Below are 25,774 nucleotides of genomic sequence, written 5' to 3'. Positions count from 1 at the left end.
GTAATGAGCACTGTTGACATCCTTTCGCCGGCGGGCGACAAGGCCGGTTCCGTCGAGCTCCCCGCGGAGATCTTCGGCGTTGAGAAGGTCAGCATCCCGCTGATCCACCAGGTCGTCGTCGCGCAGCTGGCCGCGGCCCGTCAGGGCACGCACAAGACCAAGACCCGTGGCGAGGTCCGCGGCGGTGGCAAGAAGCCGTACCGCCAGAAGGGCACCGGTCGCGCCCGTCAGGGTTCGACCCGCGCGCCGCAGTTCGCCGGTGGTGGCGTCGTGCACGGTCCCGTGCCGCGTGACTACTCGCAGCGGACCCCGAAGAAGATGAAGGCTGCCGCTCTGCGTCACGCCCTCACCGACCGGGCCCGCCACAACCGCATCCACGTCGTCTCCGGCGTCGTCGAGGGTGAGAACCCGTCGACGAAGGCCGCCAAGACGCTGTTCGGCAAGATCTCGGAGCGCAAGAACCTGCTCCTGGTCGTCGACCGCGCCGACGAGGCCGCGTGGCTGTCCGCCCGCAACCTGCCCCAGGTCCACATCCTGGAGCCGGGCCAGCTGAACACGTACGACGTTCTCGTCTCGGACGACGTGGTCTTCACCAAGGCTGCTTTCGAGTCCTTCGTGTCGGGCCCGAAGGCCAATGACACCGAAGGGAGCGAGGTCTGATGGCCATCCGTCACCCCGCTATCGCCTCGAAGGCCGCGAAGAAGGCCAAGGAGGCCCGCGTCAAGAAGGCGCGTCGCCACGCCACCGAGGGCAAGAACACCGTCGAGACCCCGCTGAGCAAGTCCTTCACGGACCCCCGTGACGTGCTGCTCAAGCCGGTCGTCTCCGAGAAGAGCTACGCGCTTCTCGACGAGGGCAAGTACACGTTCATCGTCGACCCGAGCGCCAACAAGACCCAGATCAAGCAGGCCGTCCAGGCGGTCTTCTCGGTCAAGGTCACCGGGGTCAACACGATCAACCGCCAGGGCAAGCGCAAGCGGACCCGCACGGGCTTCGGCCAGCGCGCGTCCACCAAGCGCGCGATCGTGACCCTCGCCGAGGGCGACCGTATCGACATCTTCGGCGGTCCGACCGCCTGAGGGCGGTCCGGATCGTCCGATATCGGACGAGGACTGAGAAATGGGAATCCGCAAGTACAAGCCGACTACGCCGGGCCGTCGCGGCTCCAGCGTCGCCGACTTCGTCGAGGTCACGCGGTCCACGCCGGAGAAGTCGTTGGTCCGCCCCCTGCACAGCAAGGGTGGCCGTAACAACTCCGGTCGTGTGACCGTCCGCCACCAGGGCGGTGGCCACAAGCGCGCCTACCGCGTGATCGACTTCCGTCGTCACGACAAGGACGGCGTGCCGGCGAAGGTCGCGCACATCGAGTACGACCCCAACCGCACCGCGCGCATCGCGCTCCTGCACTACGCGGACGGCGAGAAGCGCTACATCCTCGCGCCGCGTGGCCTGAGCCAGGGCGACCGCGTCGAGAACGGTCCCGGGGCCGACATCAAGCCGGGCAACAACCTCGCCCTGCGCAACATCCCGGTCGGTACCACGCTGCACGCCATCGAGCTGCGTCCGGGCGGCGGCGCGAAGTTCGCCCGCTCCGCCGGCGCCTCGGTGCAGCTGCTCGCGAAGGAGGGCTCGATGGCCCACCTCCGCATGCCGTCCGGTGAGATCCGCCTGGTCGACGTGCGCTGCCGCGCCACCGTCGGCGAGGTGGGCAACGCCGAGCAGAGCAACATCAACTGGGGCAAGGCCGGCCGTAAGCGGTGGCTGGGCGTTCGCCCGACCGTCCGTGGTGTGGTCATGAACCCGGTTGACCACCCGCACGGTGGTGGTGAGGGCCGGACCTCCGGTGGTCGCCACCCGGTGTCCCCGTGGGGCAAGAAGGAAGGCCGTACTCGTTCGCCCAAGAAGGCGTCGAACAAGTACATCGTCCGCCGCCGCAAGACGAACAAGAAGCGCTAAGGACGGGTTGAGATGCCTCGTAGCTTGAAGAAGGGGCCCTTCGTCGACGACCACCTGATGAAGAAGGTGGACGCCCAGAACGAAGCGGGCACCAAGAACGTCATCAAGACCTGGTCCCGTCGCTCCATGATCGTGCCGGCCATGCTCGGCCACACGCTCGCGGTGCACAACGGCAAGACCCACATCCCGGTGTTTGTCACCGAGTCGATGGTCGGCCACAAGCTCGGCGAGTTCTCGCCGACCCGCACCTTCCGGGGCCACGTCAAGGAAGACCGGAAGTCGAAGCGCCGCTAGTCAGCGGGGTGCGAATGACCATGACAAACATCGAAGGGACAACCATGGAAGCCAGGGCCCAGGCGCGGTACATCCGCGTCACGCCCATGAAGGCCCGCCGTGTGGTGGACCTCATCCGTGGCCTGAACGCCACGGAGGCTCAGGCGGTCCTGCGTTTCGCCCCGCAGGCCGCGAGCGTGCCGGTCGGCAAGGTGCTGGACAGCGCCATCGCCAACGCCGCGCACAACTACGACCACACCGATGTCGACAGCCTCTACATCTCCGAGGCCTACGTCGACGAGGGCCCGACCCTGAAGCGGTTCCGGCCGCGCGCCCAGGGCCGTGCCTACCGGATCCGCAAGCGGACCAGCCACATCACCGTGGTCGTCAGCAGCAAGGAAGGAACCCGGTAATGGGCCAGAAGGTAAACCCGCACGGGTTCCGGCTCGGTGTCACGACCGACTTCAAGTCGCGTTGGTACGCCGACAAGCTGTACAAGGACTACGTCAAGGAAGACGTCGCCATCCGTCGGATGATGACGTCCGGCATGGAGCGCGCCGGCATCTCCAAGGTCGAGATCGAGCGCACCCGTGACCGTGTGCGTGTGGACATCCACACCGCTCGTCCGGGCATCGTCATCGGCCGCCGTGGCGCCGAGGCCGACCGCATCCGCGGTGACCTCGAGAAGCTCACTGGCAAGCAGGTCCAGCTGAACATCCTCGAGGTCAAGAACCCCGAGACGGACGCTCAGCTCGTGGCCCAGGCCGTCGCCGAGCAGCTCTCCTCCCGCGTCTCCTTCCGCCGTGCCATGCGCAAGAGCATGCAGTCGGCGATGAAGGCCGGCGCCAAGGGCATCAAGATCCAGTGCGGTGGCCGCCTCGGTGGCGCCGAGATGTCCCGCTCGGAGTTCTACCGCGAGGGCCGTGTGCCCCTGCACACGCTCCGCGCGAACGTGGACTACGGCTTCTTCGAGGCCAAGACGACCTTCGGCCGCATCGGTGTGAAGGTCTGGATCTACAAGGGCGACGTCAAGAACATCGCCGAGGTCCGCGCCGAGAACGCCGCCGCCCGTGCGGGTAACCGCCCGGCCCGCGGTGGTGCCGACCGCCCGGCCCGTGGTGGCCGCGGTGGCGAGCGGCGCGGTCGCAAGCCGCAGCAGGCCGCTGGTTCCGAGGCCCCCAAGGCCGAGGCTCCCGCGTCCGCCGCTCCGGCTGAGAGCACCGGAACGGAGGCCTGACCGACATGCTGATCCCCCGTAGGGTCAAGCACCGCAAGCAGCACCACCCCAAGCGCAACGGCATGTCCAAGGGTGGCACGCAGGTTGCGTTCGGCGAGTACGGCATCCAGGCGCTGACCCCGGCGTACGTGACGAACCGTCAGATCGAGGCAGCTCGTATCGCCATGACGCGTCACATCAAGCGTGGTGGCAAGGTCTGGATCAACATCTACCCGGACCGCCCCCTCACCAAGAAGCCGGCCGAGACCCGCATGGGTTCCGGTAAGGGTTCGCCGGAGTGGTGGGTGGCCAACGTCAAGCCCGGACGCGTGATGTTCGAGCTGTCGTACCCCAACGAGAAGATCGCGCGCGAGGCCCTGACCCGTGCGGCTCACAAGCTGCCGATGAAGTGCAAGATCGTCAAGCGCGAGGCAGGTGAAGCGTGATGTCGGCCGGTACCAAGGCGTCCGAGCTGCGCGAGCTGGGCAACGAGGAGCTTCTGGCGAAGCTCCGCGAGGCCAAGGAAGAGCTGTTCAACCTCCGCTTCCAGGCGGCGACGGGCCAGCTCGAGAACCACGGTCGGCTGAAGGCCGTCCGTAAGGACATCGCGCGGATCTACACCCTGATGCGTGAGCGCGAGCTGGGCATCGAGACGGTGGAGAGCGCCTGATGAGTGAGAGCAACGTGACTGAGCAGACTGCAGAGGCCCGCGGCTTCCGCAAGACCCGTGAGGGTCTCGTCGTCAGCGACAAGATGGACAAGACCGTCGTCGTCGCCGTCGAGGACCGCGTCAAGCACGCGCTGTACGGCAAGGTCATCCGTCGTACCAGCAAGCTCAAGGCCCACGACGAGCAGAACGCCGCAGGCGTCGGCGACCGCGTCCTCCTCATGGAGACCCGGCCGCTGTCCGCCACGAAGCGCTGGCGCGTCGTCGAGATCCTCGAGAAGGCCAAGTAATCCCTCCTAGGGGGACCCCCTAGGAATCGTTCCGCCAGGCTCGGGGCGGGGTCGCGTGTGCAAGTGTGACCCCGCCCCGGGAACCGGCAGACAACCAGGAGATAGACGTGATCCAGCAGGAGTCGCGACTGCGTGTCGCCGACAACACGGGTGCGAAGGAGATCCTCTGCATCCGTGTGCTCGGCGGCTCCGGTCGCCGCTACGCGGGTATCGGTGACGTCATCGTCGCCACCGTCAAGGACGCGATCCCCGGTGGCAACGTGAAGAAGGGTGACGTCGTCAAGGCGGTCATCGTTCGCACCGTCAAGGAGCGCCGCCGTCCGGACGGCTCGTACATCCGCTTCGACGAGAACGCCGCTGTCATTCTGAAGAACGACGGCGACCCTCGTGGCACCCGTATCTTCGGCCCGGTCGGCCGTGAGCTGCGCGAGAAGAAGTTCATGAAGATCATCTCCCTCGCGCCGGAGGTGCTGTGAGCATGAAGATCAAGAAGGGCGACCTGGTCCAGGTCATCACCGGCAAGGACAAGGGCAAGCAGGGCAAGGTCATCGCGGCCTTCCCCCGCGAGGACCGTGTTCTGGTCGAGGGTGTCAACCGGGTCAAGAAGCACACCAAGGCCGGTCCGACGGCTCGCGGTTCGCAGGCCGGCGGCATCGTCACCACCGAGGCGCCGATCCACGTCTCCAACGTCCAGCTGGTCGTGGAGAAGGACGGCAAGAAGGTCGTGACCCGCGTCGGTTACCGCTTCGACGACGAAGGCAACAAGATCCGCGTTGCCAAGCGGACGGGTGAGGACATCTGATGACGACCACCACCACTCCGCGCCTGAAGCAGAAGTACCGTGAGGAGATCACGGGCAAGCTGCGTGACGAGTTCAAGTACGAGAACGTCATGCAGATCCCCGGTCTCGTCAAGATCGTGGTCAACATGGGTGTGGGCGACGCCGCCCGCGACTCCAAGCTGATCGAGGGTGCCATCAAGGACCTCACCACGATCACCGGTCAGAAGCCGGCCGTCACCAAGGCCCGCAAGTCCATCGCGCAGTTCAAGCTGCGTGAGGGCCAGCCGATCGGTGCCCACGTCACGCTCCGTGGCGACCGCATGTGGGAGTTCCTGGACCGCACCCTGTCGCTCGCGCTGCCGCGCATCCGCGACTTCCGCGGCCTGTCCCCCAAGCAGTTCGACGGCCGTGGCAACTACACCTTCGGTCTCACGGAGCAGGTCATGTTCCACGAGATCGACCAGGACAAGATCGACCGCGTCCGGGGTATGGACATCACCGTGGTGACCACGGCGACCAACGACGCTGAGGGCCGCGCGCTCCTTCGTCACCTCGGCTTCCCCTTCAAGGAGGCGTGAGCGAGATGGCGAAGAAGGCTCTGATTGCCAAGGCTGCTCGCAAGCCCAAGTTCGGTGTGCGTGGCTACACCCGCTGCCAGCGCTGCGGCCGCCCGCACTCCGTGTACCGCAAGTTCGGCCTGTGCCGCGTGTGCCTTCGTGAGATGGCTCACCGTGGCGAGCTGCCGGGCGTGACCAAGAGCTCCTGGTAATCCCCCTAATAAGGGATTCGCAGGGCTCTCGGTAAGCATCTGGGGCGGCGGGACGTCCAGCTCACATGCCTTAGGCTTGTGGGGTTGGGCGTCTGCCGCCGCCCTTACGACTTACTACGCCGTAGGTCCACCGCGCCGCACCCGTCCCGTCTCGGATCGGGGAGAGGGATGGCGCACCAGGAAACCCCGGCGAGAGAGGCCGAAGGCCAATTCATGACCATGACTGATCCGATCGCAGACATGCTGACGCGTCTGCGGAACGCGAACTCGGCGTACCACGACTCCGTGGCGATGCCGCACTCGAAGATCAAGTCGCACATCGCGGAGATCCTCCAGCAGGAGGGCTTCATCACGGGCTGGAAGGTCGAGGACGCCGAGGTCGGCAAGAACCTCGTCCTGGAGCTGAAGTTCGGCCCCAACCGTGAGCGCTCCATCGCGGGCATCAAGCGGATCTCCAAGCCCGGTCTCCGGGTGTACGCGAAGTCCACCAACCTGCCGAAGGTCCTCGGCGGCCTGGGCGTGGCCATCATCTCCACGTCCCACGGTCTCCTGACCGACAAGCAGGCGCAGAAGAAGGGCGTGGGTGGGGAAGTCCTCGCCTACGTCTGGTAGTTCGGGAACGGAGGAGAGACAGCAATGTCGCGTATCGGCAAGCTCCCCATCCCGGTTCCCGCCGGCGTGGACGTCACCATCGACGGCCGTACGGTCGCGGTCAAGGGCCCCAAGGGCGAACTGACCCACACCGTCATCGCGCCGATCGACATCGCCAAGGCCGAGGACGGCACCCTTCAGGTGCTCCGGCCCAACGACGAGCGGCAGAGCAAGGCCCTGCACGGCCTGTCCCGCACGCTGGTGGCGAACATGATCACCGGTGTGACCCAGGGATACGTCAAGAAGCTCGAGATCAGCGGTGTGGGTTACCGCGTCGTGGCGAAGGGCTCCAACCTGGAGTTCTCCCTCGGCTACAGCCACCCGATCCTGGTCGAGGCCCCCGAGGGCATCACCTTCAAGGTGGAGTCCCCGACCCGTTTCTCGGTCGAGGGCATCGACAAGCAGAAGGTCGGCGAGGTTGCGGCCAACATCCGCAAGCTGCGCAGGCCCGACCCGTACAAGGCCAAGGGCGTCAAGTACGAGGGCGAAGTCATCCGCCGCAAGGTCGGAAAGGCGGGTAAGTAAGCCATGGCATACGGGCAGAAGATCCTGAAGGGCGACGCCTACAAGCGCGCCGCGATCAAGCGCCGTCACATCCGGATCCGCAAGCGGATCAACGGTACGGCGGAGCGTCCCCGTCTGGTCGTGACCCGCTCCAACCGCCACATCGTGGCGCAGGTGATCGACGACCTGAAGGGCCACACCCTGGCGTCGGCGTCCACCCTGGACAGCTCGATCCGCGGTGGCGAGGGCGACAAGTCCGCGCAGGCCAAGCAGGTCGGCGCCCTGGTCGCCGAGCGTGCCAAGGCCGCCGGTGTCGAGGCCGTCGTGTTCGACCGTGGTGGTAACCAGTACGCGGGGCGCATCGCCGCCCTGGCGGACGCCGCCCGCGAGGCCGGGCTCAAGTTCTGAGCCGGTTCCGTAGCTAGCGGAAACAGAGAGAGGTAATTCCAATGGCTGGACCCCAGCGCCGCGGTGGCGGTGCCGGTGGCGGCGAGCGGCGGGACCGGAAGGGCCGTGACGGCGGCGCTGCTGCCGCCGAGAAGACCGCGTACGTTGAGCGCGTCGTCGCGATCAACCGCGTCGCCAAGGTTGTGAAGGGTGGTCGTCGCTTCAGCTTCACCGCGCTGGTCGTGGTGGGCGACGGTGACGGCACCGTGGGTGTCGGTTACGGCAAGGCCAAGGAGGTGCCGGCCGCCATCGCCAAGGGCGTTGAGGAGGCCAAGAAGCACTTCTTCAAGGTCCCCCGGATCCAGGGCACCATCCCGCACCCCATCCAGGGTGAGAAGGCTGCCGGCGTCGTGCTGCTCAAGCCCGCGTCGCCCGGTACCGGTGTTATCGCCGGTGGTCCGGTGCGTGCCGTGCTCGAGTGCGCCGGTATCCACGACGTGCTGTCGAAGTCGCTCGGCTCCGACAACGCGATCAACATCGTGCACGCGACCGTGGAGGCCCTGAAGGGTCTGCAGCGTCCCGAGGAGATCGCGGCCCGCCGTGGTCTGCCCCTCGAGGACGTCGCCCCCGCGGCCCTGCTGCGTGCGCGTGCCGGGGCGGGTGCGTAATCATGGCGCAGCTCAAGATTACGCAGGTCAAGTCCTACATCGGCAGCAAGCAGAACCACCGTGACACCCTGCGCTCCCTTGGTCTCAAGGGCATCAACACGCAGGTCGTCAAGGAGGACCGCCCCGAGTTCCGCGGCATGGTGCACACCGTCCGCCACCTCGTGACGGTCGAGGAGGTCGACTGATCATGGCGGAGCAGAACCCGCTCAAGATCCACAACCTCCGTCCCGCCCCGGGCGCCAAGACCGCCAAGACCCGTGTCGGTCGTGGTGAGGCGTCGAAGGGTAAGACGGCTGGTCGTGGTACCAAGGGCACGAAGGCCCGCTACCAGGTTCCGGAGCGCTTCGAGGGTGGCCAGATGCCCCTCCACATGCGTCTCCCGAAGCTGAAGGGCTTCAAGAACCCGTTCAAGACCGAGTACCAGGTCGTGAACCTCGACAAGCTGGCCGCGCTCTACCCCGAGGGTGGCGAGGTCACCGTCGAGGGTCTGGTGGCCAAGGGTGCCGTTCGCAAGAACGCGCTCGTCAAGGTCCTCGGCCAGGGCGAGGTCTCCGTGGCGCTGCAGGTGACGGTCGACGCCGTCTCCGGCTCCGCCAAGGAGAAGATCACCGCCGCCGGCGGTACCGTCACCGAGCTCGTCTGAACCTCACAGGCGTCTCGATGACCTGAGCGATCCCGACCGGGGATACCCCACAAAATGGGGTATCCCCGGTCGGTCGTTCCTAGGGCGGCAGTCTCGCCGGTAAGGTGGCCTGCACTGCCCTCTTTACACAGGGTGCTGCACTTCCGGCACTCTGAGCGGCAGTTGACCGTTACCTATTCGTCGAACCTCAAGACCGTCACCCTTGACGCAGTTGCGCGGGGGTCGCAGGAGGCACCGTGCTCACCGCGTTCGCCCGGGCGTTCAAGACGCCCGACCTGCGCAAGAAGCTGCTCTTCACGCTCGGCATCATCGTGGTCTACCGGGTCGGTACGCACATCCCGATCCCAGGCGTCGACTACCGGAACGTCCAGACCTGTATCGACAACGCCCAGGCCAACCAGGGTCTCTTCGGCCTGGTCAACATGTTCAGCGGTGGCGCGCTGCTGCAGATCACGATCTTCGCGCTGGGCATCATGCCGTACATCACGGCGAGCATCATTCTGCAGCTGCTGACCGTGGTGATCCCGCGCCTGGAAGCCCTGAAGAAGGAGGGCCAGGCCGGTACGGCGAAGATCACCCAGTACACGCGTTACCTGACGATCGCCCTCGCCATCCTCCAGGGCACCGGCCTCGTCGCCACCGCCCGCAGCGGCGCCCTGTTCCAGGGCTGCCCGGTGGCCAGCCAGATCGTCCCCGACCAGTCGATCTTCGTCACCATCACCATGGTCATCACCATGACCGCCGGTACGGCCGCCGTCATGTGGCTCGGTGAGCTCATCACCGACCGCGGCATCGGCAACGGCATGTCGATCCTGATGTTCATCTCGATCGCCGCCACGTTCCCGTCCGCGCTGTGGGCCATCAAGCAGGAGGGCTCCCTGGCGGGCGGCTGGATCGAGTTCGGCACGGTCATCCTGGTCGGCTTCGCCATGGTCGGCCTGGTGGTCTTCGTCGAGCAGGCCCAGCGCCGCATCCCGGTCCAGTACGCCAAGCGCATGATCGGCCGTCGCTCCTACGGCGGTACGTCCACCTACATCCCGCTCAAGGTGAACCAGGCGGGTGTGATCCCCGTCATCTTCGCCTCGTCGCTGCTCTACATCCCGGCGCTGATCGCTCAGTTCGCGGGAGGCACCTCGGGCTGGAAGACCTGGATCGAGCAACACTTCGTCAAGGGCGACCACCCGTACTACATCGCAACGTACTTCCTGCTGATCGTTTTCTTCGCGTTCTTCTATGTGGCGATCTCCTTCAACCCCGAAGAAGTCGCCGACAACATGAAGAAGTATGGTGGCTTCATCCCGGGCATCCGGGCTGGCCGACCGACCGCTGAGTACCTGAGCTACGTACTCAACCGGATCACCTGGCCGGGTTCGCTGTACTTGGGACTGATCGCTCTCGTGCCGACGATGGCGTTGGCAGGGTTCGGGGCAAACCAGAACTTCCCCTTCGGCGGGACCAGCATCCTGATCATCGTGGGTGTCGGTCTCGAGACGGTGAAGCAGATCGAGAGCCAGCTCCAGCAGCGCAATTACGAAGGGTTCCTCCGCTGATGCGAATCGTCCTCGTCGGTCCGCCGGGTGCCGGTAAGGGAACGCAGGCCGCGTTCCTGGCCAAGAACCTGTCGATCCCGCACATCTCCACGGGCGACCTGTTCCGGGCCAACATCAGCCAGCAGACGGAACTCGGCAAACTGGCGAAGTCCTACATGGACGCGGGCAACCTGGTGCCCGACGAGGTCACCATCGCGATGGCGAAGGACCGCATGGAGCAGCCGGACGCCGAGAACGGCTTCCTGCTGGACGGCTTCCCCCGCAACGTCTCCCAGGCCGAGGCGCTCGACGAGCTGCTCGAGACCGAGAACATGCAGCTCGACGCGGTGCTGGACCTGGAGGTCCCGGAGGACGAGGTCGTCAAGCGGATCGCCGGCCGGCGCATCTGCCGCAACGACTCCTCGCACGTCTTCCACGTGACGTACAAGCAGCCGGCCAAGGAGGGCGTCTGCGACGTCTGCGGCGGCGAGCTGTACCAGCGGGACGACGACTCCGAGGAGACGGTCCGGACGCGGCTGGAGGTCTACCACACCCAGACCGAGCCGATCATCGACTACTACAAGGCGCAGGGCCTGGTGGTCACGATCTCGGCGCTCGGCAAGGTCGAGGACGTCACGACGCGCGCCATGGAGGCGCTGGGGCGTGGCGAGGACGGCAAGTAGCCGTTCGTGCGCAGCTACGGCCGCGGTTCCCCGTTCGGGGGCCGCGGCTGCTGCGTGGACGGGGCCGGTCGCGAGGCCCCGTATCGTTGAAGGCGTTCGTACCCGCCGAAGGTCCAGAAAGGCCGTAGCCCCCATGGTGCAGATCAAGAGCCCCGAGCAGATCGCCAAGATGCGTGAGGCGGGGCTGGTCGTCGCCGCCATCCACGCGGCGACCCGTGAAGCCGCCGTGCCGGGGGCCACGACGAAGGATCTGGACCAGGTCGCCCGCAAGGTGCTCGCCGAGCACAACGCCAAGCCGAATTTCCTGGGGTACGGCGGCTTCCCGGCGACGATCTGCACCTCCGTGAACGAGGTCGTCGTCCACGGCATCCCGTCCGACGAGGTGGTCCTCAAGGACGGGGACATCATCTCCATCGACTGCGGCGCGATCATCGACGGCTGGCACGGCGACGCCGCCTACACGGCCTTCGTGGGCTCCGGCCACGCCCCGGAGCTGGTCGAGCTCTCCCGGGTGACCGAGGAGTCGATGTGGGCCGGCATCGCGGCCATGAAGCAGGGCAACCGGTTGGTCGACGTCTCCCGGGCCATCGAGACGTACATCCGCCGCCAGCCCAAGCCGGGCGGCGGCAAGTACGGGATCATCGAGGACTACGGCGGGCACGGCATCGGCACCGAGATGCACATGGACCCGCACCTGCTGAACTACGTCGACCGGCGGCGTGGCAAGGGCCCGAAGCTGGTGCCGGGCTTCTGCCTGGCGATCGAGCCGATGGTGTCCCTGGGGACGCCGAAGACCGAGGTCCTCGAGGATGACTGGACGGTCATCACGACGGACGGCACGTGGTCGTCGCACTGGGAGCACTCCGTCGCGCTGACGGAGGAGGGGCCGCTGGTGCTCACGTCTCCCGACGGGGGGAAGGCGAAGCTCGCCGAGCTGGGGATCGTCGCCGCGCCGGATCCGCTGGGCTGAGCGTCTTCCGGGGTGGGCCGTTCTGACCGTCGGCGGCCGCGGGCCGTGGGGGTCGTTCGCGCAGTTCCCCGCGCCCCTGTCGGGGCGCTTAAAGATCTGTCCGATGGGGCAGACTCCCTCGATTCGTGTTTCCGAGGGCCCTGACGTAGACTGACTCGTCGGCTCTTGTGTACCCGCATGTCTGCATGCGCTCGCACGGAGTCGATCAAGGTAGTCGATTCGAAGGGCGAAGCGTGGCCAAGAAGCAAGGTGCCATCGAGATCGAGGGCACTGTCGTCGAGTCTCTGCCGAACGCCATGTTCAAGGTCGAGCTCCAGAACGGCCACCAGGTCCTGGCACACATCAGCGGCAAGATGCGTATGCACTACATCCGCATCCTCCCTGACGACCGGGTCGTGGTGGAGCTGTCTCCGTACGACCTGACGCGTGGCCGGATCGTCTACCGCTACAAGTAGATCTTGCCCGCATCCCGCTTCCGGCGGGGTGGTGGCACTGACCCGGAGAACCTCACCTAATGAAGGTCAAGCCGAGCGTCAAGAAGATCTGCGACAAGTGCAGGGTGATCCGCCGTCACGGCCGGGTCATGGTCATCTGCGACAACCCGCGCCACAAGCAGCGCCAGGGCTGACGCACGACCGATCCCTCTGCATCCATCGCAGGGATTCGCGCGACGCGAGCTGAATATGTTCATACGCAGGACCCAAGCCGGCAACGGCTTGACACCCCCGGTTCGGAGGCCGGGGACCCAGTTCGTACCTCGTACGGCGGCTGGGAAGCGGTCCTGTGGAAGACCTCCGACAAGTAACTGGAGCCATTGAATGGCACGCGTTTCCGGTGTTGACATCCCGCGCGACAAGCGCGTGGAGATCGCCCTCACCTACGTGTTCGGCATCGGCCGGACTCTGTCCCAGCAGACGCTGGCCGCCACCGGCGTGGACCCGAACACTCGTGTTCGTGACCTCTCCGAGGAGCAGCTGGTCGCGATCCGCGAGTACGTCGACAACAACATCAAGACCGAGGGTGACCTCCGTCGCGAGATCCAGGCCGACATCCGCCGCAAGGTCGAGATCGGTACCTACCAGGGTCTGCGTCACCGTCGCGGTCTGCCCGTCCGCGGTCAGCGCACCAGCACGAACGCCCGCACCCGCAAGGGCCCGCGTCGCGCCATCGCCGGTAAGAAGAAGCCGGGCAAGAAGTAGTCCTCAGCGGACGCTCGTCAGCGGTCTTCGCTGCAGGACCGACCACCTCCCGTAGGAGTTATAGATGCCCCCCAAGGGTCGTCAGGGCGCTGCCAAGAAGGTGCGCCGCAAGGAAAAGAAGAACGTCGCTCACGGCCACGCGCACATCAAGAGCACGTTCAACAACACGATCGTCTCGATCACGGACCCGTCCGGCAACGTGATCTCCTGGGCCTCCGCCGGCCACGTCGGCTTCAAGGGCTCCCGGAAGTCCACGCCGTTCGCCGCGCAGATGGCCGCCGAGTCGGCTGCCCGCCGCGCCCAGGAGCACGGCATGCGCAAGGTCGACGTGTTCGTGAAGGGCCCGGGTTCCGGTCGTGAGACCGCGATCCGCTCCCTGCAGGCCACGGGCCTCGAGGTCGGCTCCATCCAGGACGTCACCCCGACCCCGCACAACGGCTGCCGTCCGCCGAAGCGCCGCCGCGTCTGACGCGACGCCTTCGGGCTCACGGTTTCCGGGCGGTACGGCTCTTTCGGGCCGTATCGCCCGTACCCTTGCAGTACCCGTCCCTTTCCGTCGGGGACGGTTCAAGTCGGGCGTCAAATAGCGGGCGCCCCCGACTGAAGGATCTGATCCACACATGCTGATCGCTCAGCGTCCCTCGTTGACCGAAGAGGTCGTCGACGAGTTCCGCTCCCGGTTCGTGATCGAGCCGCTGGAGCCGGGCTTCGGCTACACCCTCGGCAACTCCCTGCGCCGGACCCTCCTCTCCTCGATCCCGGGTGCGGCGGTCACGTCCATCCGCATCGACGGCGTGCTGCACGAGTTCACCACCGTGCCGGGCGTCAAGGAGGACGTCACCGACCTGATCCTCAACATCAAGCAGCTGGTCGTCTCCTCGGAGCACGACGAGCCGGTCGTGATGTACCTGCGCAAGCAGGGCCCGGGTCTGGTCACCGCCGCCGACATCGCGCCCCCGGCCGGTGTCGAGGTGCACAACCCCGACCTGGTCCTCGCCACGCTCAACGGCAAGGGCAAGCTGGAGATGGAGCTCACGGTCGAGCGTGGCCGTGGCTACGTCTCCGCCGTGCAGAACAAGCAGGTCGGCCAGGAGATCGGCCGGATCCCGGTCGACTCGATCTACTCGCCGGTGCTCAAGGTCACGTACAAGGTCGAGGCCACGCGTGTCGAGCAGCGGACCGACTTCGACAAGCTGATCGTCGACGTCGAGACCAAGCAGGCGATGCGTCCGCGTGACGCCATGGCGTCGGCCGGTAAGACCCTGGTCGAGCTGTTCGGTCTCGCCCGCGAGCTGAACATCGACGCCGAGGGCATCGACATGGGTCCGTCCCCGACGGACGCCGCGCTGGCCGCCGACCTGGCGCTGCCGATCGAGGAGCTGGAGCTCACCGTTCGGTCGTACAACTGCCTCAAGCGTGAGGGCATCCACTCCGTGGGTGAGCTCGTGGCGCGTTCCGAGGCCGACCTCCTCGACATTCGCAACTTCGGTGCGAAGTCCATCGACGAGGTCAAGGCGAAGCTGGCGGGTATGGGCCTGGCGCTCAAGGACTCCCCGCCCGGATTCGACCCGACCGCTGCGGCGGACGCCTTCGGGGCGGACGACGACGCGGACGCCGGGTTCGTGGAGACCGAGCAGTACTGATCGCTCAGCGGGGAGGCCGTACTGCGTCTGCGGGCCGGTCGTGGCTGGTCGCGCAGTTCCCCGCGCCCCTTCCAGGCCCCTTCGGGGGCCTGGATCTCCGACGGGCAACCGCTCGCTCGGATACTGACCCCGGTACCTGATACGGCCGGGGCAGACACCTAGGAGAAACACCATGCCGAAGCCCACCAAGGGTGCCCGTATGGGCGGCAGCGCCGCGCACGAGAAGCTGATGCTCGCGAACCTCGCGAAGTCGCTGTTCGAGCACGGTCGTATCACCACCACCGAGGCGAAGGCCCGCCGCCTGCGTCCGTACGCCGAGCGTCTGGTCACCAAGGCGAAGAAGGGCGACCTTCACAACCGCCGTCAGGTGCTCCAGGTCATCACGGACAAGAGCGTCGTCCACACGCTCTTCACCGAGATCGGCCCGCGCAACGAGAACCGTCCGGGTGGCTACACCCGCATCACCAAGATCGGTAACCGCCGTGGCGACAACGCGCCCATGGCCGTCATCGAGCTGGTCGAGGCGCTGACGGTGGCGCAGGAGGCGACCGGCGAGGCCGAGGCCGCGACGAAGCGTGCCGCCAAGGACGCCGAGGCTTCCGAGGCTCAGGTCGACACGACCAAGGCCGAGGACGCCGAGGAGTCCAAGGACGCGTAAGCGTTCTGCCGGGGGCTGTGCGCTTGCGGCCGCGGGTTCGTGGTGGCTTGTCGCGCAGTTCCCCGCGCCCCTTCAGGGCGTTGGCGGGTCCGTTCCCTTTTGGGGGCGGGCCCGCTTTTGTGTTGCTGAGAGGATCTGTACGTGAGTGATGAAGCAGCGGCTGGTTACGTTCGTGTCCGTCTTGATCTGTCGTACGACGGGAGCGAGTTCTCCGGGTGGGCCAAGCAGGCCGGGGGGCGGCGGACCGTGCAGGGGGAGATCGAGGACGCCCTGCGGACCGTGACGCGGTCGCGGGAGACGTACGAGCTGACCGTGGCGGGGCGTACCGACGCGGGGGTGCATGCCCGGGGGCAGGTCGCTCACGTCGATCTGCCGCGTGAGGTGTGGGCCGAGCACCACCAGAAGCTGCTCAAGCGGCTCGCCGGGCGGCTGCCGCGGGACGTACGGGTCTGGGCCCTCAGGGAGGCGCCCAGCGGGTTCAACGCGCGGTTCTCGGCGGTGTGGAGGCGGTACGCCTATCGGGTCACCGACAACCCCGGGGGCGTCGACCCGCTGCTGCGCAACCACGTGCTGTGGCACGACTGGCCACTCGACGTGGAGGCCATGAACGAGGCCGCCCACGGCCTGCTGGGGGAGCACGACTTCGCCGCCTACTGCAAGAAGCGGGAGGGCGCGACCACCATCCGTACGCTCCAGGAGCTGAGCCTGGTCCGGGGTGAGGACGGGATCATCACCGCCACCGTGCGGGCCGACGCCTTCTGCCACAACATGGTGCGGTCGCTCATCGGGGCGCTGCTGTTCGTGGGGGACGGGCACCGGCCCGCCGACTGGCCCGGGAAGGTGCTGGCGGCGGGCGTACGGGACTCGGCCGTGCATGTCGTACGGCCGCACGGGCTGACACTGGAGGAGGTCGGCTACCCGGCCGACGAATTGCTGGCCGCGCGCAGCAAGGAGGCTCGGAACAAGCGGTCTCTGCCGTCGGCGGGGTGCTGCTGACCGGCTTCCGGCGTTCCTCACCGGTCTGCGGTGTTCCAGTTCATCAGCAGTTCGGAGAGGGCCCTGGCGGTGTCCTTGGCATCGGTGCCGCCGCCACGCGCGCTGGGGGAGAGCTCGACGTGGAGGAACCTGGCGTGGTGGCGCTGGGCGGCCCTGCCCTGGACGTTGGTGGTGCCCTCCAGGGGGCAGCGGGCCGACCAGCCCCGGCAGACCCGCAGTCCGTCGGCCTGCATGCCGTCGGCCAGGGCGACGGCCTCATCGATGGTGTTCCACGCGGCTCTGGCGGAGAGGACGGCCTCGTAGGGGCGGTGCGACTCCTTGGCGAAGCCGTGCAGTTGGACTCCGGGCACGTCGCGCTTCTGGAGTTCCACGACGACGGCGTGGAACATGCTGTCCTCCCGGTGGGAGACGTCGGCGGCGTCCCCGCGGCCCGCCTCGCGGTGCGCGCCGGCCAGGACCAGCGAGCCGCCGGGGTTGTCCTCCAGGAGCCTCACGCCGAGGCGTTCCGTGTCCCGGTCGGAGACCGGGTGCGGTACCTGCGCGTTCCAGCGGACGTCGGAGTCGGCGGTCAGGTAGAGGCGTCCCCATCGTTCGGCCCTGCCCGGGCGTGCGGCGGCGATCTCGTCGTACCTGCGGCCGGACTCGGTGTCGGTGAGGCGGGTGAGCTTGAGGCCGACGGGGGCGAGCAGTCGTTCGGCCTTGGTGGTGTCGCCGTCCAGGAGGTGGCCGACGCTCTCGGCGACGCGCTCGCGCTGGGTGTCGTCCGGTGGGGTGTACGCGTCGTCGGGCTCCAGTTCCGCCGTGTACGTGAGGATCCTGCTGCGGAGGTCCACCAACTCCCGGGCGTGCGGAGTGACATCGTCCGTTGACCGGTCCGGTGCCGACTGACAGCTGGACAAGGCCAGGATCAGTCCGATTAGGGTCAGAATGCGAGTCAAATGTGACTTCCTTGTGACGGTTACGTCCGTGGTGCATGTGTGGTTCATGTGAATATGATGGGGTGACACTTCGTGAACCTCTCCGGATCGCTCGGGCGGTAATCGCTTTCTCGGTCATCGCCGTGACGGCTGCGTGCACTTCTGCGGCCTCCGCACCGCAGGTGAAGCCGGGCGGGCGTTCCTTCACCGTCGCCGCCACCGGTGACGTGCTGATCCACCCCGAGCTGGTGGACCAGGCCGCCAAGGACGCCGAGGAGACCGGCGAGGGAGAGGCCGGGCTGGACTTCCGGCCGATGCTCGCCGGGGTGAAGCCGGTCATCAGCAAGGCCGACCTGGCCATCTGTCACATGGAGACGCCCGTCGGCAAGCCGCGGGGACCCTTCGAGGGATACCCGGAGTTCCTCGTCCCGCCGCAGATCCTGACGGCGCTCAAGGATGTGGGCTACGACACCTGCTCGACGGCCTCCAACCACACCTTCGACCACGGCCTGGGGGCCGTGCGGCGCACCTTGAGCGCCATGGACAAGGCCGGCCTCGGACACACGGGATCCGCCGGCACCCCCAAGGAAGCGGAACGGGTCAACATCCGTGACGTCAGCGGCGTCAAGGTCGCCCACCTGTCCTTCTCCTGGGAGTCGTTCGTCCACCCGACGCCCGAGAAGCAGAAGTGGGCGTTCAACAAGCTCGGCACGGACGCCGTCAAGGAGGCGGAGGCCAAGGCCCGGAAGAAGGGGGCCGAGGTGGTGATCCTCTCGGTCCACTGGGGGGCGGAGCACCACAACGAACCGGGCGTCGGACAGCTGCGGCTGGCGGAGCGGCTCACCACGGAGACCGGCATCGACCTGGTGATCGGGCACCACGCGCACGTGGTCCAGCCGATCCAGAAGGTGAACGGCACGTGGGTCGCCTACGGCCTCGGCAATCACGTGGCACGCCACTCCTCGCCCAGCGGGCTCACCGAGGAGGGCGCGATCGGCTGGTTCGAGTTCCGTGAGACGACGGACGGATGGGACGTCTCGGCCCGTTACGCCACGACGCTGGTGGACATCCCGGCCGAGGTGGAGGCCGGTGAGAAGGCGCCCGACGGCGCGGTCACGGACCACCGGGTGGTGGACGTGCGGCGGACCCTCGACGAGCCGGGGGACCTCTCGGAGGAGCGGCTCGCCCGCTACCGGCTGGCGGCGGAACGGACGCGGGGCTTCCTGTACAACCGCGGGGCGCCGGGGGGCGACGGCCTGAAGGAACTCGCACTGGAGCGTGACTAGCGCCACAGCGCACCACGGGGCGAGAGAAGCAACCTCGGCGCTCCTCAGAAGTCTCATTACTGACGGCTTGTCATGCCCCCGCGTCCAGGCGGTGTGATCGGCAGACGCCGTCACCCGTAGCGGTCGGAGGAGACCACCGGTGACATCAACTCGTGCCGCACGCCCCGTGAAGGGCGGGCGGCGGCGCAGCCGCAGACGAGCGGACATGCCGCTCCTGGGCGGCATCCGTCCCCCGATCGCACTGCTCTGCGTGCTGGTGCTCGCCCTGGCGGGCCTCACCGCCAAGGTGCTCGGCCCCGCCGGCGAGCAGGTCGTGCCGGAGGCCGTGCAATCCTCCCAGCAGCACTTCGCGGAGGACGGCGCCATCGCGCTGCGGGCCTCGATCGACGAGCGGGTCACCGACCTGAACCGCACGGCCGCCGCGCTGAACGCCGGCTCACCGGTGGAGCCCGAGGCCGTCCTGTCCGACCTGGGGAAGACGTACCAGAAGTGGACGGGTACCACCATCCTGGACCTGGACAGCGGCAAGGTGCTGGCCGCCAGGGGGGAAACGATTCCTCTCGCCTGGCTGGACAAGGAGGTCCTCACCGGGGACAAGGCCCTCAAGCCCCGCATGGTGCGGCTGAAGACCGGTGACGTGCGCCTGATGACCATGGCGGTCATCGACCCCGAGGAGGGGCCGCAGCAGCTGCTGATCGCGTCCAACAGCCTGTCCGTGCCCGCCATCAACCTGGGCCAGTTCCGCACCATGGCCGTCGTCGCCACCGGCGGGGAGATCCTCGCCACCGCCGGCTTCGAGCAGTCCGAGGCGCTCAACTCGGACCAGGGCCGCAAGGAACTGTCCTGGCTCCAGAAGCAGATGAGCGAGCTGTCCGCCCGGGCGGCCGTGGAGACCGAGCAGGACCCGGTCAGCGCCAGGGAACCAGGCTCACGCGGCTATCCCGGTGTCAGCGGAACCCTGCTCGGCGAGAGCTACAACGGCCGTACCGCCACAGCCGGGTACGCCTCCCTCGCCTCCTCGGACCCCGAGGAGAAGAAGAGCGTCGGCGCCGGGCTCGGGCTCACCGTCGTCGCCCTGCTGCCCGTGGTCCAGCAGCACGCCGCCGCTCCCAGCCGGGAACTGTACGGGCTGCTGGCGGCCGGAGCCCTGGTGGTGCTCGGACTGCTCGCCGCCGCCGTGCTGTGGGCGACCGTGCAGCGGCCGCTGCTGCGGCTCTTCCTGGAGTCCCGCCGACTGGCCCGCGGCGACCTCACCCGCCCGGTGTACGTGCCCCGCTGGGGCGAGGCCGCGCGGGTCGGCTCCGCCCTGGAGAGGCTGCGCACGCAGCTGGGCGGCACGACCGGTGATCCCGGCGGGCGTCAGCGCGTCAAGGGACGGTTCGGGGTACGCGGGCCGCTGGCGCTGACCGCCGTACTGCTGCTGCTGTGGTGCCTGCCCGTCGGTCTCCTGCTGAACCGCACGGACGACTCGGTCAGCATCCCGGCCAGCATGGTCAACGACCAGCGTGACCGCACCGACCTGGTCGCCGACCGGGTGCGGCGGGCGCTCAACGAGGCGCAGGCGGACCTGGTCTCCACGTCCCGGCTGATCGCCCCGGACGACGCCGACGCCACCGCCAAGGTGCTCGAGACGGCCCTGCGCGAGCACACCCGCTACCAGACCCTGTACGTCCTCTCCGAGGACGGAGAGGTCGTGGCCCGGGCGGGTGAGGAGCCGAACTCCGACTGGAGCGACGACGAGGACCTCCCGCTCGTGCGGGTGTCCGGCAAGGGCGACAAGAAGCCGGTCGTCCAGGTCGGGGCTCCTGTTCCGGACAGCAAGGGAGAGACCGTCGTCGGCGAGGTCAGGATCGAGTTCCTCAACTCGCTGCTGAAGCGGCCCGGGCTCGGCGAGGTGCGCGTGGTCAACTCCGAGGCGGAGACGATCGCCGCAGGCGACGGCTTCCTGGCCTTCGAGGAGCTGCCGCGCGACGCGCTCGCCGACCTCGTCCGGGCCGGCAGCGTCCACGTCGGCGCCGGTCCCGTCGAGAACGGCCTGCTGATCCGCGAGGGACGCGGCGTCACCGTCGCCGCGGCGGCCCCGTTCTCCGGCGGCGGTGTGGCGGCCGACATCGGCTGGACCGTGGTCAGCTGGCAGAACGCCAAGGACTTCCAGATCACCCCGTACCAGCGTGAGGACCGCAGCGTCCTGGCCGGGCTGCTCGGTCTCGCCCTGATCGTCGTCTGCCTCGGCTGGGTGTTCCTGGTCGTGGCCCGGCCGATGCGGGCCCTCGCGGCCAGTGCGGAGAAGCTGGCCGACGGCGACCTCAAGTCCGTGCTCTATCCGCGCTACCAGGACGAGGTGGGCGCCGTCGTACGCAGCCTCGAACTGCTGCGTCAGCAACTCCAGGCCCGTAAGCAGACCCAGGCGCGCCGGCTCGCTGAGCCGGAAGCCGGCGTTCGGGGAAGGTGACCCAGCCGTGCTCTATCTGTACTTCGTCCTGCTCACCGGCAGTGTGCTGCTGCTCGTGGCGGGGATCGTGGAACAGCGCCGGCACTACGCCAGCCTGCACAGCATCCCGTCGCGTGTGCTCGTCAACGGCATCCGCGGCAAGTCCTCCATCACCCGGCTGTGCGCCGGGGCGCTGCGCGGCGGCGACCTGGTCACCGTGGCGAAGACCACGGGAACGGCGGCCCGGTTCATCCACCCCGACGCCACCGAGGAGCCGGTCTACCGCAAGTTCGGCATCGCCAACGTGGTGGAGCAGATCGGCATCGTGCGCCGGGCCGCCACCTACCGGCCCGACGCCCTCGTCATCGAGTGCATGGCCGTCATGCCGGCCCTGCAGGAGGTGAACCAGAGCAAGCTGATCCGCTCCACGATCGGCGTGCTGTGCAACGTCCGCGAGGACCACCTCGCCGAGATGGGCCCCACCCTCGACGACGTGGCGCGCTCGCTGTGCCGCTCCATGCCGGAGGACGGCATCTGCGTCACCGCCGAGAAGGAGCGCTTCCACATCCTCCAGGAAGAGGCCGACGCCCGTAACTGCAAGCTGATCTACGCCGACCCGGAGACCGTCACCGACGAGGAGCTGCGCGGCTTCAGCTGGTTCACCTTCAAGGAGAACGTCGCGATCGCCCTCGTCGTGGCCGAACTGCTCGGCGTCGAACGGCGGGTCGCCCTGCAGGGCATGTACGACGCCCCGCCGGACCCGGGCGTGCTGTCCGTCGAGCGTTATGTGACGCCCGAGGGCAAGAAGCTCGCCTTCGCCAACGTCTTCGCGGCCAACGACCCCGAGTCGACGCTGATGAACATCAACCAGCTGCTCGACCTCGGAGCGATCCACCGGCCGCTGAACGTCGTGATCAACTGCCGGCCCGACCGCGTGGAGCGCAACGGGCAGATGGGCGAGATCATCCCCGACCTCGAGCCGGACAACGTGTTCGTCATCGGTCACCCCGCCAAGAGCGCCATCGACGCCATCCCGGCCGAGTGGCGCGACCGCGCCGTCGACCTCGGTGGTGAGCGGCGGTCGGCCGACGAGTTCATGCCGGCCCTGCTGGAGCGCATGGCGGCCGACTCCTCCCTCGTCGCCATCGGCAACATCCACGGCCAGGGCGAGGAACTCCTCGAGTACCTGGCCGAACTCCCGGCGGACGACTCCGCGCCCGCGGAAGCGGACCGGAGCTCGGACGGCCCGGTGCCGCCGCCCCAGCCGTCCCGCCTGGACCCGTACGCCTCGTACCCCGTGGCCTACGAGGAGCGCTACCAGGCCACGCAGACCCAGGAGATCCCGGTGGTCCGCATCCCGGCCCAGCAGCGCCAGCCGTCGTGGGCCCAGCAGCACGCCGCTCAGCACCAGGGCCAGTACGGCCAGGGGCAGGGCCAGTACGCCGCCCCGGCCCAGGAGACCTGGCCGTACGGCGACGACGCGGGCGGCGGCCATCCGTATCCGGCGGCCGACGGCGGTGGGCAGCATCCGCGCCACTGACCTCCGCGGGCGGGGACCGCACCCAGCGCCCGCACGCCTGAACCGACCGCCCCGCACCACGACCCGCACCCGTGCCCGGAGACCCCGTTGACCACCGCCGCCCTGACCCCCGAGATGGCCGCCCTCGGCATCGCCATCGGCCTGTTCTTCTCGTTGCTGTGCTACCTGACCACCAACCTGTCGCCCGGCGGCATGATCACGCCCGGCTGGCTCGCCCTGACCCTCATCGAGGACCTCCAGCGGGCGGCCATGGTGGTCGGCGTCACCGCCCTCACCTACGCGGGCACCAAGGTCATGCAGCGGCTGGTGATCCTCTACGGCAAGCGGCTGTTCGCCGCGGTGGTCCTGCTGGGCGTGCTGCTCCAGGCCACCGTGATGATCGTGCTCTCGATCGAGTTCCCGCTGCTCTACGGCAACCAGACCCTCGGCTTCATCGTGCCCGGTCTGATCGCGTACCAGATGGTCCGCCAGCCCAAGGGGGCGACGCTGCTGGCGACCGGCACCGTCTCGCTCATGGCCTACATCGTCGTCGCCGCCGGACTGCTGCTCGGCATCATGCCCACCGTCTGAGAACCGGCGACCCGCCAGACCGACACACCAGGAGAGAACTCATGGCAGGGAAGAAGAAATCGCGGCCGGTCCTCTCCGGCCTCGTGGTGCTGGCGCTCGTCGCCACCTCCGGCTACCTCACGGTGGAGCTCCGCAAGCAGGAGGAGGCGGGCGTCCCGGAGATCACGAACGTCGGCGTGCTGGACGGCTCGGACCGGGCCGGCGGCGCGAGCAAGGCCATGGGCAAGGCCCGGGACAAGGGCGGCGAGAGCTGGTCCCGGCTGGAGAACCCGGCCCGCTCCGTGCTGCGCGGGTCCGACGGCCAGGTCAGGGCGGTGTTCACGGACGGGGCCCGCACCGCGACCCTGACCGGGCCGGCCCGCACCTTCGCCGAACCCTCGTCGACGAGCTCCAAGGTCTCCACGACCGACTGGGTGCGCCTCATGCCCGAGCCCTGGAAGAAGGGCGCCGACCAGCAGAAGTGGTTCAAGGACTGGTACGCCGAATACGAGACCAGCAAGGAGGACGACCTCCTGGCCATCGCCTTCCAGTACGTGGCGGGCGCCAAGCAGAAGAAGGACCAGCAGGGCACCGTCTACGCCGGTGACGCCAACTTCGGTCCCCTCAACGCGAACGGGGAGGAGGGCGGGGACCTGCGCCTGGAGCAGTCCGACTTCTACGACTACCTCGGCGTCCCGTACCCCTTCCGGGACGGCGTGATCGGGCAGCCGGAGACGATCCGCGCCCGGTCGATCGACTGCTCGGGATACATGCGGATGGTGTTCGGCTACCGCGCCCGCTACCCGCTCATGTCCTCGGACGCCTCGGGCGACGGCCTGCCGCGCACCGCCAACGGCATGGCCCGCTCCGACCGGGGGGCCGACATCCTGCCGCTCACCGGCATCTCGGCCAAGGACCGGCCCACCGGCATCGACCAGCTCCAGCCCGGTGACCTCGTCTTCTTCAAGCTCGACACCCGGACGAAGCAGCGCCTTGACCACGTCGGCATGGTGCTCGGCTACGACACCGAGGGCCACCTGCTCTTCGTCTCCAGCCGTGAGGAGGTCAACGGGCCGACCATCGGTGACGTCGGCGGAGTCTCCCGGCTGGACGGCAACGGCTACTACGCCAAGACGCTGCGCAGCGCCAAGAGGCTCTGACCGGGCGCGCCGCGGGCATGACCGGCCGCGTGGCCGCGGCCGGTCACCCGCCGGCCGCGGCCGAGGCCTGGGCCTGGCCGCGGCGGTGGATCTGGCGGAACGTGAACAGGTTCAGGTTGTCGCCCGTGGTGAACACGGCGGTGTCGTTGTCCGTCACGTTCTTGCCGCTGGTGAAGCCGGCGTTGGTGAAGTAGGCGTAGCGGCCGTAGGAGTTGCTGGTGGTGCGGCAGACCCCGGACTCGCAGAAGGGCTTCACGCCGCCGCCGGAGAGCGACTTCACGAAGCTCTTCTTGTTGGTCTCGCCCTTGGCCTTGGCGGCCTGGGCCTCGGTGTCGAACACCGCCACACCGACCGTCACCGCGATGCCGTCCTTGGAGTAGGTGACGCGGATCAGACGGGTGCAGTCGTTCGCGGTGAGGATCTTGGAAAGGGTGCCCCCGGACGCCGAGGCGCAGTTCCTCGTGTCAGCGGTCGGGCCCTTCTTGTAGACCGTCTCGCCCATGGTCAGCTGGGTGCCGGGGAAGAGGGTGTCCGGACTGAGCGGAGCCGTGTCCTTCTTCGCGCTGGCGACGAAGTCCTTCGGGTCCAGCGGCGGAGGAGCGCTGGTCGGGGCGAACGACGGTGCCGAGGCGGTCTGGCTCGGGATGTCGGCCGAGGGCGACTGGGAGGTCGGGCTGTTCGCCTGGTTGTCACCGCCCGCCGAGACCACGGCCACAGCGACGGCGGTCCCGATCGCGACGGTGGCGAACGCGCCACCGCCGACCAGCAGCAACCGACGTCGTTTATTGCGGGTCTCGGACGCCTCGGCGAGCGCCGCCCAGTCCGGGGACTGGCCGCCCCCGCTGTTCCAGGGCTGCTGCGACTGCGGTTTCCAAGGGTCCCACTGGGACTGAGGTCCCCCCTGCCCAAAGCTCATGGGGCGCATCTTAGACGGGACATGGGGTGTGCTGGTCCGACTGGAAGGGCTCCGGAAGCCCTAGCGTTCCTCCCATGCGGACGGGCAAAGGCGACATCTCCGGGTGGTTGGGGCGACTCGTGAGCCGGTGTCTGCGGGTGGGGTTCACGGCGGCGCGGGTGCTGGTGGTCGTGGGACTGCTGGTGGGCCTGTGGTCATGGCCCTCGGTCGCTGTCGCTGTCGCCGCCGGGGCGCTGCGGGTGTACCGCCGTCCGCGCGGCGCCCGGTCCGTGCTCAGGTTGTGCGCCGGGGTGGTCTGCGACGTGCTGCTCTCGTCGGTGTTTCCGTACGTACGGCCCGTGCGGCGGCGGACGCTGCGGAGGGCCGTCACGCTGTGTGCCGGCCTGTGCGGGTCCGTGGCCGGTCGTCGGCGGTGATCCCGGCGACCCGCGTTTTGACCCTTGTCGTGAGCCCCGGTATTCTGCTTGTTCGTTGTGTATTGGCTTGCTCATT

The 25,774-nt window shown here is 68.1% G+C and carries 37 protein-coding genes; 35 read left to right on the top strand and 2 right to left on the bottom strand.

Annotated features, from left to right (window positions below; genetic code table 11):
- Positions 1-3 precede the first annotated feature (3 nt).
- From rplD to truA, 29 genes are all read left to right on the top strand, one after another.
- Positions 4-660: a 50S ribosomal protein L4 gene (gene rplD / locus IE97_RS0108295; RefSeq protein WP_030233889.1), complete on the top strand. Its 657-nt coding sequence runs from the start codon at positions 4-6 to the stop codon at positions 658-660.
- A complete protein-coding gene (gene rplW, locus IE97_RS0108290; protein WP_020272643.1) occupies positions 660-1,079 on the top strand; it encodes a 50S ribosomal protein L23 in 420 nt (139 codons plus the stop codon). The genes rplD and rplW overlap by 1 nt, the downstream gene beginning before the upstream one ends.
- Positions 1,080-1,119: 40 nt before the next feature.
- Complete coding sequence (rplB, locus tag IE97_RS0108285) at positions 1,120-1,956, top strand: 50S ribosomal protein L2 (RefSeq protein ID WP_010036731.1); 837 nt, start codon at positions 1,120-1,122, stop codon at positions 1,954-1,956.
- 12 nt (positions 1,957-1,968) lie between these two features.
- Positions 1,969-2,250, top strand: a complete 282-nt coding sequence (gene rpsS / locus IE97_RS0108280) for a 30S ribosomal protein S19 (RefSeq protein WP_030233885.1) — start codon at positions 1,969-1,971, stop codon at positions 2,248-2,250.
- Between the two features lie 44 nt (positions 2,251-2,294).
- Positions 2,295-2,642: a 50S ribosomal protein L22 gene (gene rplV, locus IE97_RS0108275; protein WP_010036727.1), complete on the top strand. Its 348-nt coding sequence runs from the start codon at positions 2,295-2,297 to the stop codon at positions 2,640-2,642.
- Positions 2,642-3,466, top strand: a complete 825-nt coding sequence (gene rpsC / locus IE97_RS0108270) for a 30S ribosomal protein S3 (RefSeq protein ID WP_030233882.1) — start codon at positions 2,642-2,644, stop codon at positions 3,464-3,466. Before rplV ends, rpsC begins: the two co-directional genes overlap by 1 nt.
- Before the next feature lie 5 nt (positions 3,467-3,471).
- Complete coding sequence (gene rplP, locus IE97_RS0108265; protein WP_004984526.1) at positions 3,472-3,891, top strand: 50S ribosomal protein L16; 420 nt, start codon at positions 3,472-3,474, stop codon at positions 3,889-3,891.
- Positions 3,891-4,115 carry a 50S ribosomal protein L29 gene (gene rpmC / locus IE97_RS0108260; RefSeq protein ID WP_003974259.1) on the top strand — a complete coding sequence of 75 codons (225 nt, stop codon included), beginning with the start codon at positions 3,891-3,893 and terminating at the stop codon, positions 4,113-4,115. Before rplP ends, rpmC begins: the two co-directional genes overlap by 1 nt.
- On the top strand, positions 4,115-4,402 hold the full coding sequence (gene rpsQ, locus IE97_RS0108255; protein ID WP_030233870.1) for a 30S ribosomal protein S17: 288 nt from the start codon (positions 4,115-4,117) through the stop codon (positions 4,400-4,402). Before rpmC ends, rpsQ begins: the two co-directional genes overlap by 1 nt.
- A gap of 107 nt (positions 4,403-4,509) precedes the next feature.
- On the top strand, positions 4,510-4,878 hold the full coding sequence (gene rplN, locus IE97_RS0108250) for a 50S ribosomal protein L14 (RefSeq protein ID WP_003998823.1): 369 nt from the start codon (positions 4,510-4,512) through the stop codon (positions 4,876-4,878).
- Positions 4,879-4,880: 2 nt separating this feature from the next.
- Positions 4,881-5,204, top strand: a complete 324-nt coding sequence (rplX, locus tag IE97_RS0108245) for a 50S ribosomal protein L24 (protein ID WP_010036713.1) — start codon at positions 4,881-4,883, stop codon at positions 5,202-5,204.
- Positions 5,204-5,761 (top strand): 50S ribosomal protein L5, encoded by a 558-nt coding sequence (gene rplE / locus IE97_RS0108240; RefSeq protein ID WP_030233867.1) that lies wholly within the window; start codon positions 5,204-5,206, stop codon positions 5,759-5,761. The genes rplX and rplE overlap by 1 nt, the downstream gene beginning before the upstream one ends.
- A gap of 5 nt (positions 5,762-5,766) precedes the next feature.
- Positions 5,767-5,952 (top strand): type Z 30S ribosomal protein S14, encoded by a 186-nt coding sequence (locus IE97_RS0108235; protein WP_003948630.1) that lies wholly within the window; start codon positions 5,767-5,769, stop codon positions 5,950-5,952.
- A gap of 213 nt (positions 5,953-6,165) precedes the next feature.
- On the top strand, positions 6,166-6,564 hold the full coding sequence (gene rpsH / locus IE97_RS0108230; protein ID WP_003992367.1) for a 30S ribosomal protein S8: 399 nt from the start codon (positions 6,166-6,168) through the stop codon (positions 6,562-6,564).
- Between the two features lie 24 nt (positions 6,565-6,588).
- Entirely contained in the window at positions 6,589-7,128 is a 540-nt protein-coding gene (gene rplF, locus IE97_RS0108225) for a 50S ribosomal protein L6 (protein ID WP_010036705.1), read from the top strand.
- Positions 7,129-7,131: 3 nt separating this feature from the next.
- Complete coding sequence (gene rplR, locus IE97_RS0108220; protein WP_010036704.1) at positions 7,132-7,515, top strand: 50S ribosomal protein L18; 384 nt, start codon at positions 7,132-7,134, stop codon at positions 7,513-7,515.
- A gap of 41 nt (positions 7,516-7,556) precedes the next feature.
- A complete protein-coding gene (gene rpsE / locus IE97_RS0108215; protein ID WP_009190144.1) occupies positions 7,557-8,162 on the top strand; it encodes a 30S ribosomal protein S5 in 606 nt (201 codons plus the stop codon).
- Between the two features lie 2 nt (positions 8,163-8,164).
- Entirely contained in the window at positions 8,165-8,347 is a 183-nt protein-coding gene (rpmD, locus tag IE97_RS0108210) for a 50S ribosomal protein L30 (protein WP_003974250.1), read from the top strand.
- Between the two features lie 2 nt (positions 8,348-8,349).
- Entirely contained in the window at positions 8,350-8,805 is a 456-nt protein-coding gene (rplO, locus tag IE97_RS0108205; protein ID WP_030233862.1) for a 50S ribosomal protein L15, read from the top strand.
- 236 nt (positions 8,806-9,041) lie between these two features.
- The gene (secY, locus tag IE97_RS0108200; RefSeq protein WP_030233859.1) at positions 9,042-10,355 is read left to right on the top strand and encodes a preprotein translocase subunit SecY; all 1,314 of its coding nucleotides are present in this window, start codon (positions 9,042-9,044) and stop codon (positions 10,353-10,355) included.
- A complete protein-coding gene (locus IE97_RS0108195) occupies positions 10,355-11,017 on the top strand; it encodes an adenylate kinase (protein ID WP_030233856.1) in 663 nt (220 codons plus the stop codon). The genes secY and IE97_RS0108195 overlap by 1 nt, the downstream gene beginning before the upstream one ends.
- 133 nt (positions 11,018-11,150) lie before the next feature.
- Complete coding sequence (gene map, locus IE97_RS0108190) at positions 11,151-11,987, top strand: type I methionyl aminopeptidase (protein ID WP_030233852.1); 837 nt, start codon at positions 11,151-11,153, stop codon at positions 11,985-11,987.
- A gap of 233 nt (positions 11,988-12,220) precedes the next feature.
- Positions 12,221-12,442 (top strand): translation initiation factor IF-1, encoded by a 222-nt coding sequence (infA, locus tag IE97_RS0108185; RefSeq protein WP_003948620.1) that lies wholly within the window; start codon positions 12,221-12,223, stop codon positions 12,440-12,442.
- 59 nt (positions 12,443-12,501) lie between these two features.
- The gene (gene rpmJ, locus IE97_RS0108180; RefSeq protein ID WP_003974245.1) at positions 12,502-12,615 is read left to right on the top strand and encodes a 50S ribosomal protein L36; all 114 of its coding nucleotides are present in this window, start codon (positions 12,502-12,504) and stop codon (positions 12,613-12,615) included.
- 190 nt (positions 12,616-12,805) lie between these two features.
- A complete protein-coding gene (gene rpsM, locus IE97_RS0108175) occupies positions 12,806-13,186 on the top strand; it encodes a 30S ribosomal protein S13 (RefSeq protein ID WP_010036675.1) in 381 nt (126 codons plus the stop codon).
- A 64-nt stretch (positions 13,187-13,250) separates the two neighbouring features.
- A complete protein-coding gene (gene rpsK, locus IE97_RS0108170) occupies positions 13,251-13,655 on the top strand; it encodes a 30S ribosomal protein S11 (protein WP_003956432.1) in 405 nt (134 codons plus the stop codon).
- A gap of 151 nt (positions 13,656-13,806) precedes the next feature.
- Positions 13,807-14,829, top strand: coding sequence for a DNA-directed RNA polymerase subunit alpha (locus IE97_RS0108165; protein ID WP_003966937.1), 1,023 nt, complete (start codon positions 13,807-13,809; stop codon positions 14,827-14,829).
- Between the two features lie 172 nt (positions 14,830-15,001).
- Positions 15,002-15,487, top strand: a complete 486-nt coding sequence (gene rplQ, locus IE97_RS0108160; protein ID WP_030233847.1) for a 50S ribosomal protein L17 — start codon at positions 15,002-15,004, stop codon at positions 15,485-15,487.
- Positions 15,488-15,628: 141 nt separating this feature from the next.
- On the top strand, positions 15,629-16,483 hold the full coding sequence (gene truA, locus IE97_RS0108155; protein WP_030233844.1) for a tRNA pseudouridine(38-40) synthase TruA: 855 nt from the start codon (positions 15,629-15,631) through the stop codon (positions 16,481-16,483).
- A gap of 17 nt (positions 16,484-16,500) precedes the next feature.
- Here the strand turns inward: truA and IE97_RS0108150 are convergent, their stop codons facing one another.
- Positions 16,501-17,316, bottom strand: coding sequence for a hypothetical protein (locus tag IE97_RS0108150; RefSeq protein ID WP_030233841.1), 816 nt, complete (start codon positions 17,314-17,316; stop codon positions 16,501-16,503).
- Positions 17,317-17,543: 227 nt separating this feature from the next.
- Here IE97_RS0108150 and IE97_RS0108145 point away from each other — a divergent pair, with 227 nt between their 5' ends.
- From IE97_RS0108145 to IE97_RS0108125, 5 genes are all read left to right on the top strand, one after another.
- Entirely contained in the window at positions 17,544-18,686 is a 1,143-nt protein-coding gene (locus IE97_RS0108145; RefSeq protein WP_234310440.1) for a CapA family protein, read from the top strand.
- Positions 18,687-18,891: 205 nt separating this feature from the next.
- Entirely contained in the window at positions 18,892-21,138 is a 2,247-nt protein-coding gene (locus IE97_RS0108140) for a HAMP domain-containing protein (RefSeq protein ID WP_030233832.1), read from the top strand.
- A 7-nt stretch (positions 21,139-21,145) separates the two neighbouring features.
- Positions 21,146-22,657 carry a poly-gamma-glutamate synthase PgsB gene (pgsB, locus tag IE97_RS0108135; protein ID WP_030233828.1) on the top strand — a complete coding sequence of 504 codons (1,512 nt, stop codon included), beginning with the start codon at positions 21,146-21,148 and terminating at the stop codon, positions 22,655-22,657.
- A gap of 87 nt (positions 22,658-22,744) precedes the next feature.
- On the top strand, positions 22,745-23,227 hold the full coding sequence (locus tag IE97_RS0108130; RefSeq protein WP_020276280.1) for a poly-gamma-glutamate biosynthesis protein PgsC/CapC: 483 nt from the start codon (positions 22,745-22,747) through the stop codon (positions 23,225-23,227).
- Positions 23,228-23,268: 41 nt separating this feature from the next.
- On the top strand, positions 23,269-24,366 hold the full coding sequence (locus tag IE97_RS0108125) for an NlpC/P60 family protein (protein ID WP_030233821.1): 1,098 nt from the start codon (positions 23,269-23,271) through the stop codon (positions 24,364-24,366).
- A 43-nt stretch (positions 24,367-24,409) separates the two neighbouring features.
- Here IE97_RS0108125 and IE97_RS0108120 read toward each other — a convergent pair whose 3' ends face one another.
- On the bottom strand, positions 24,410-25,282 hold the full coding sequence (locus IE97_RS0108120; RefSeq protein WP_030233818.1) for a hypothetical protein: 873 nt from the start codon (positions 25,280-25,282) through the stop codon (positions 24,410-24,412).
- A gap of 74 nt (positions 25,283-25,356) precedes the next feature.
- Here IE97_RS0108120 and IE97_RS0108115 point away from each other — a divergent pair, with 74 nt between their 5' ends.
- A complete protein-coding gene (locus tag IE97_RS0108115) occupies positions 25,357-25,698 on the top strand; it encodes a hypothetical protein (protein ID WP_030233814.1) in 342 nt (113 codons plus the stop codon).
- The last annotated feature ends 76 nt before the right edge of the window (positions 25,699-25,774 follow it).

Source organism: Streptomyces sp. NRRL S-455 (assembly GCF_000717875.1).
Classification (GTDB): Bacteria; Actinomycetota; Actinomycetes; order Streptomycetales; family Streptomycetaceae; genus Streptomyces.
Note: the sequence above shows the minus strand (reverse complement) of the source record. Positions and strands in the feature narration are given on the sequence as shown.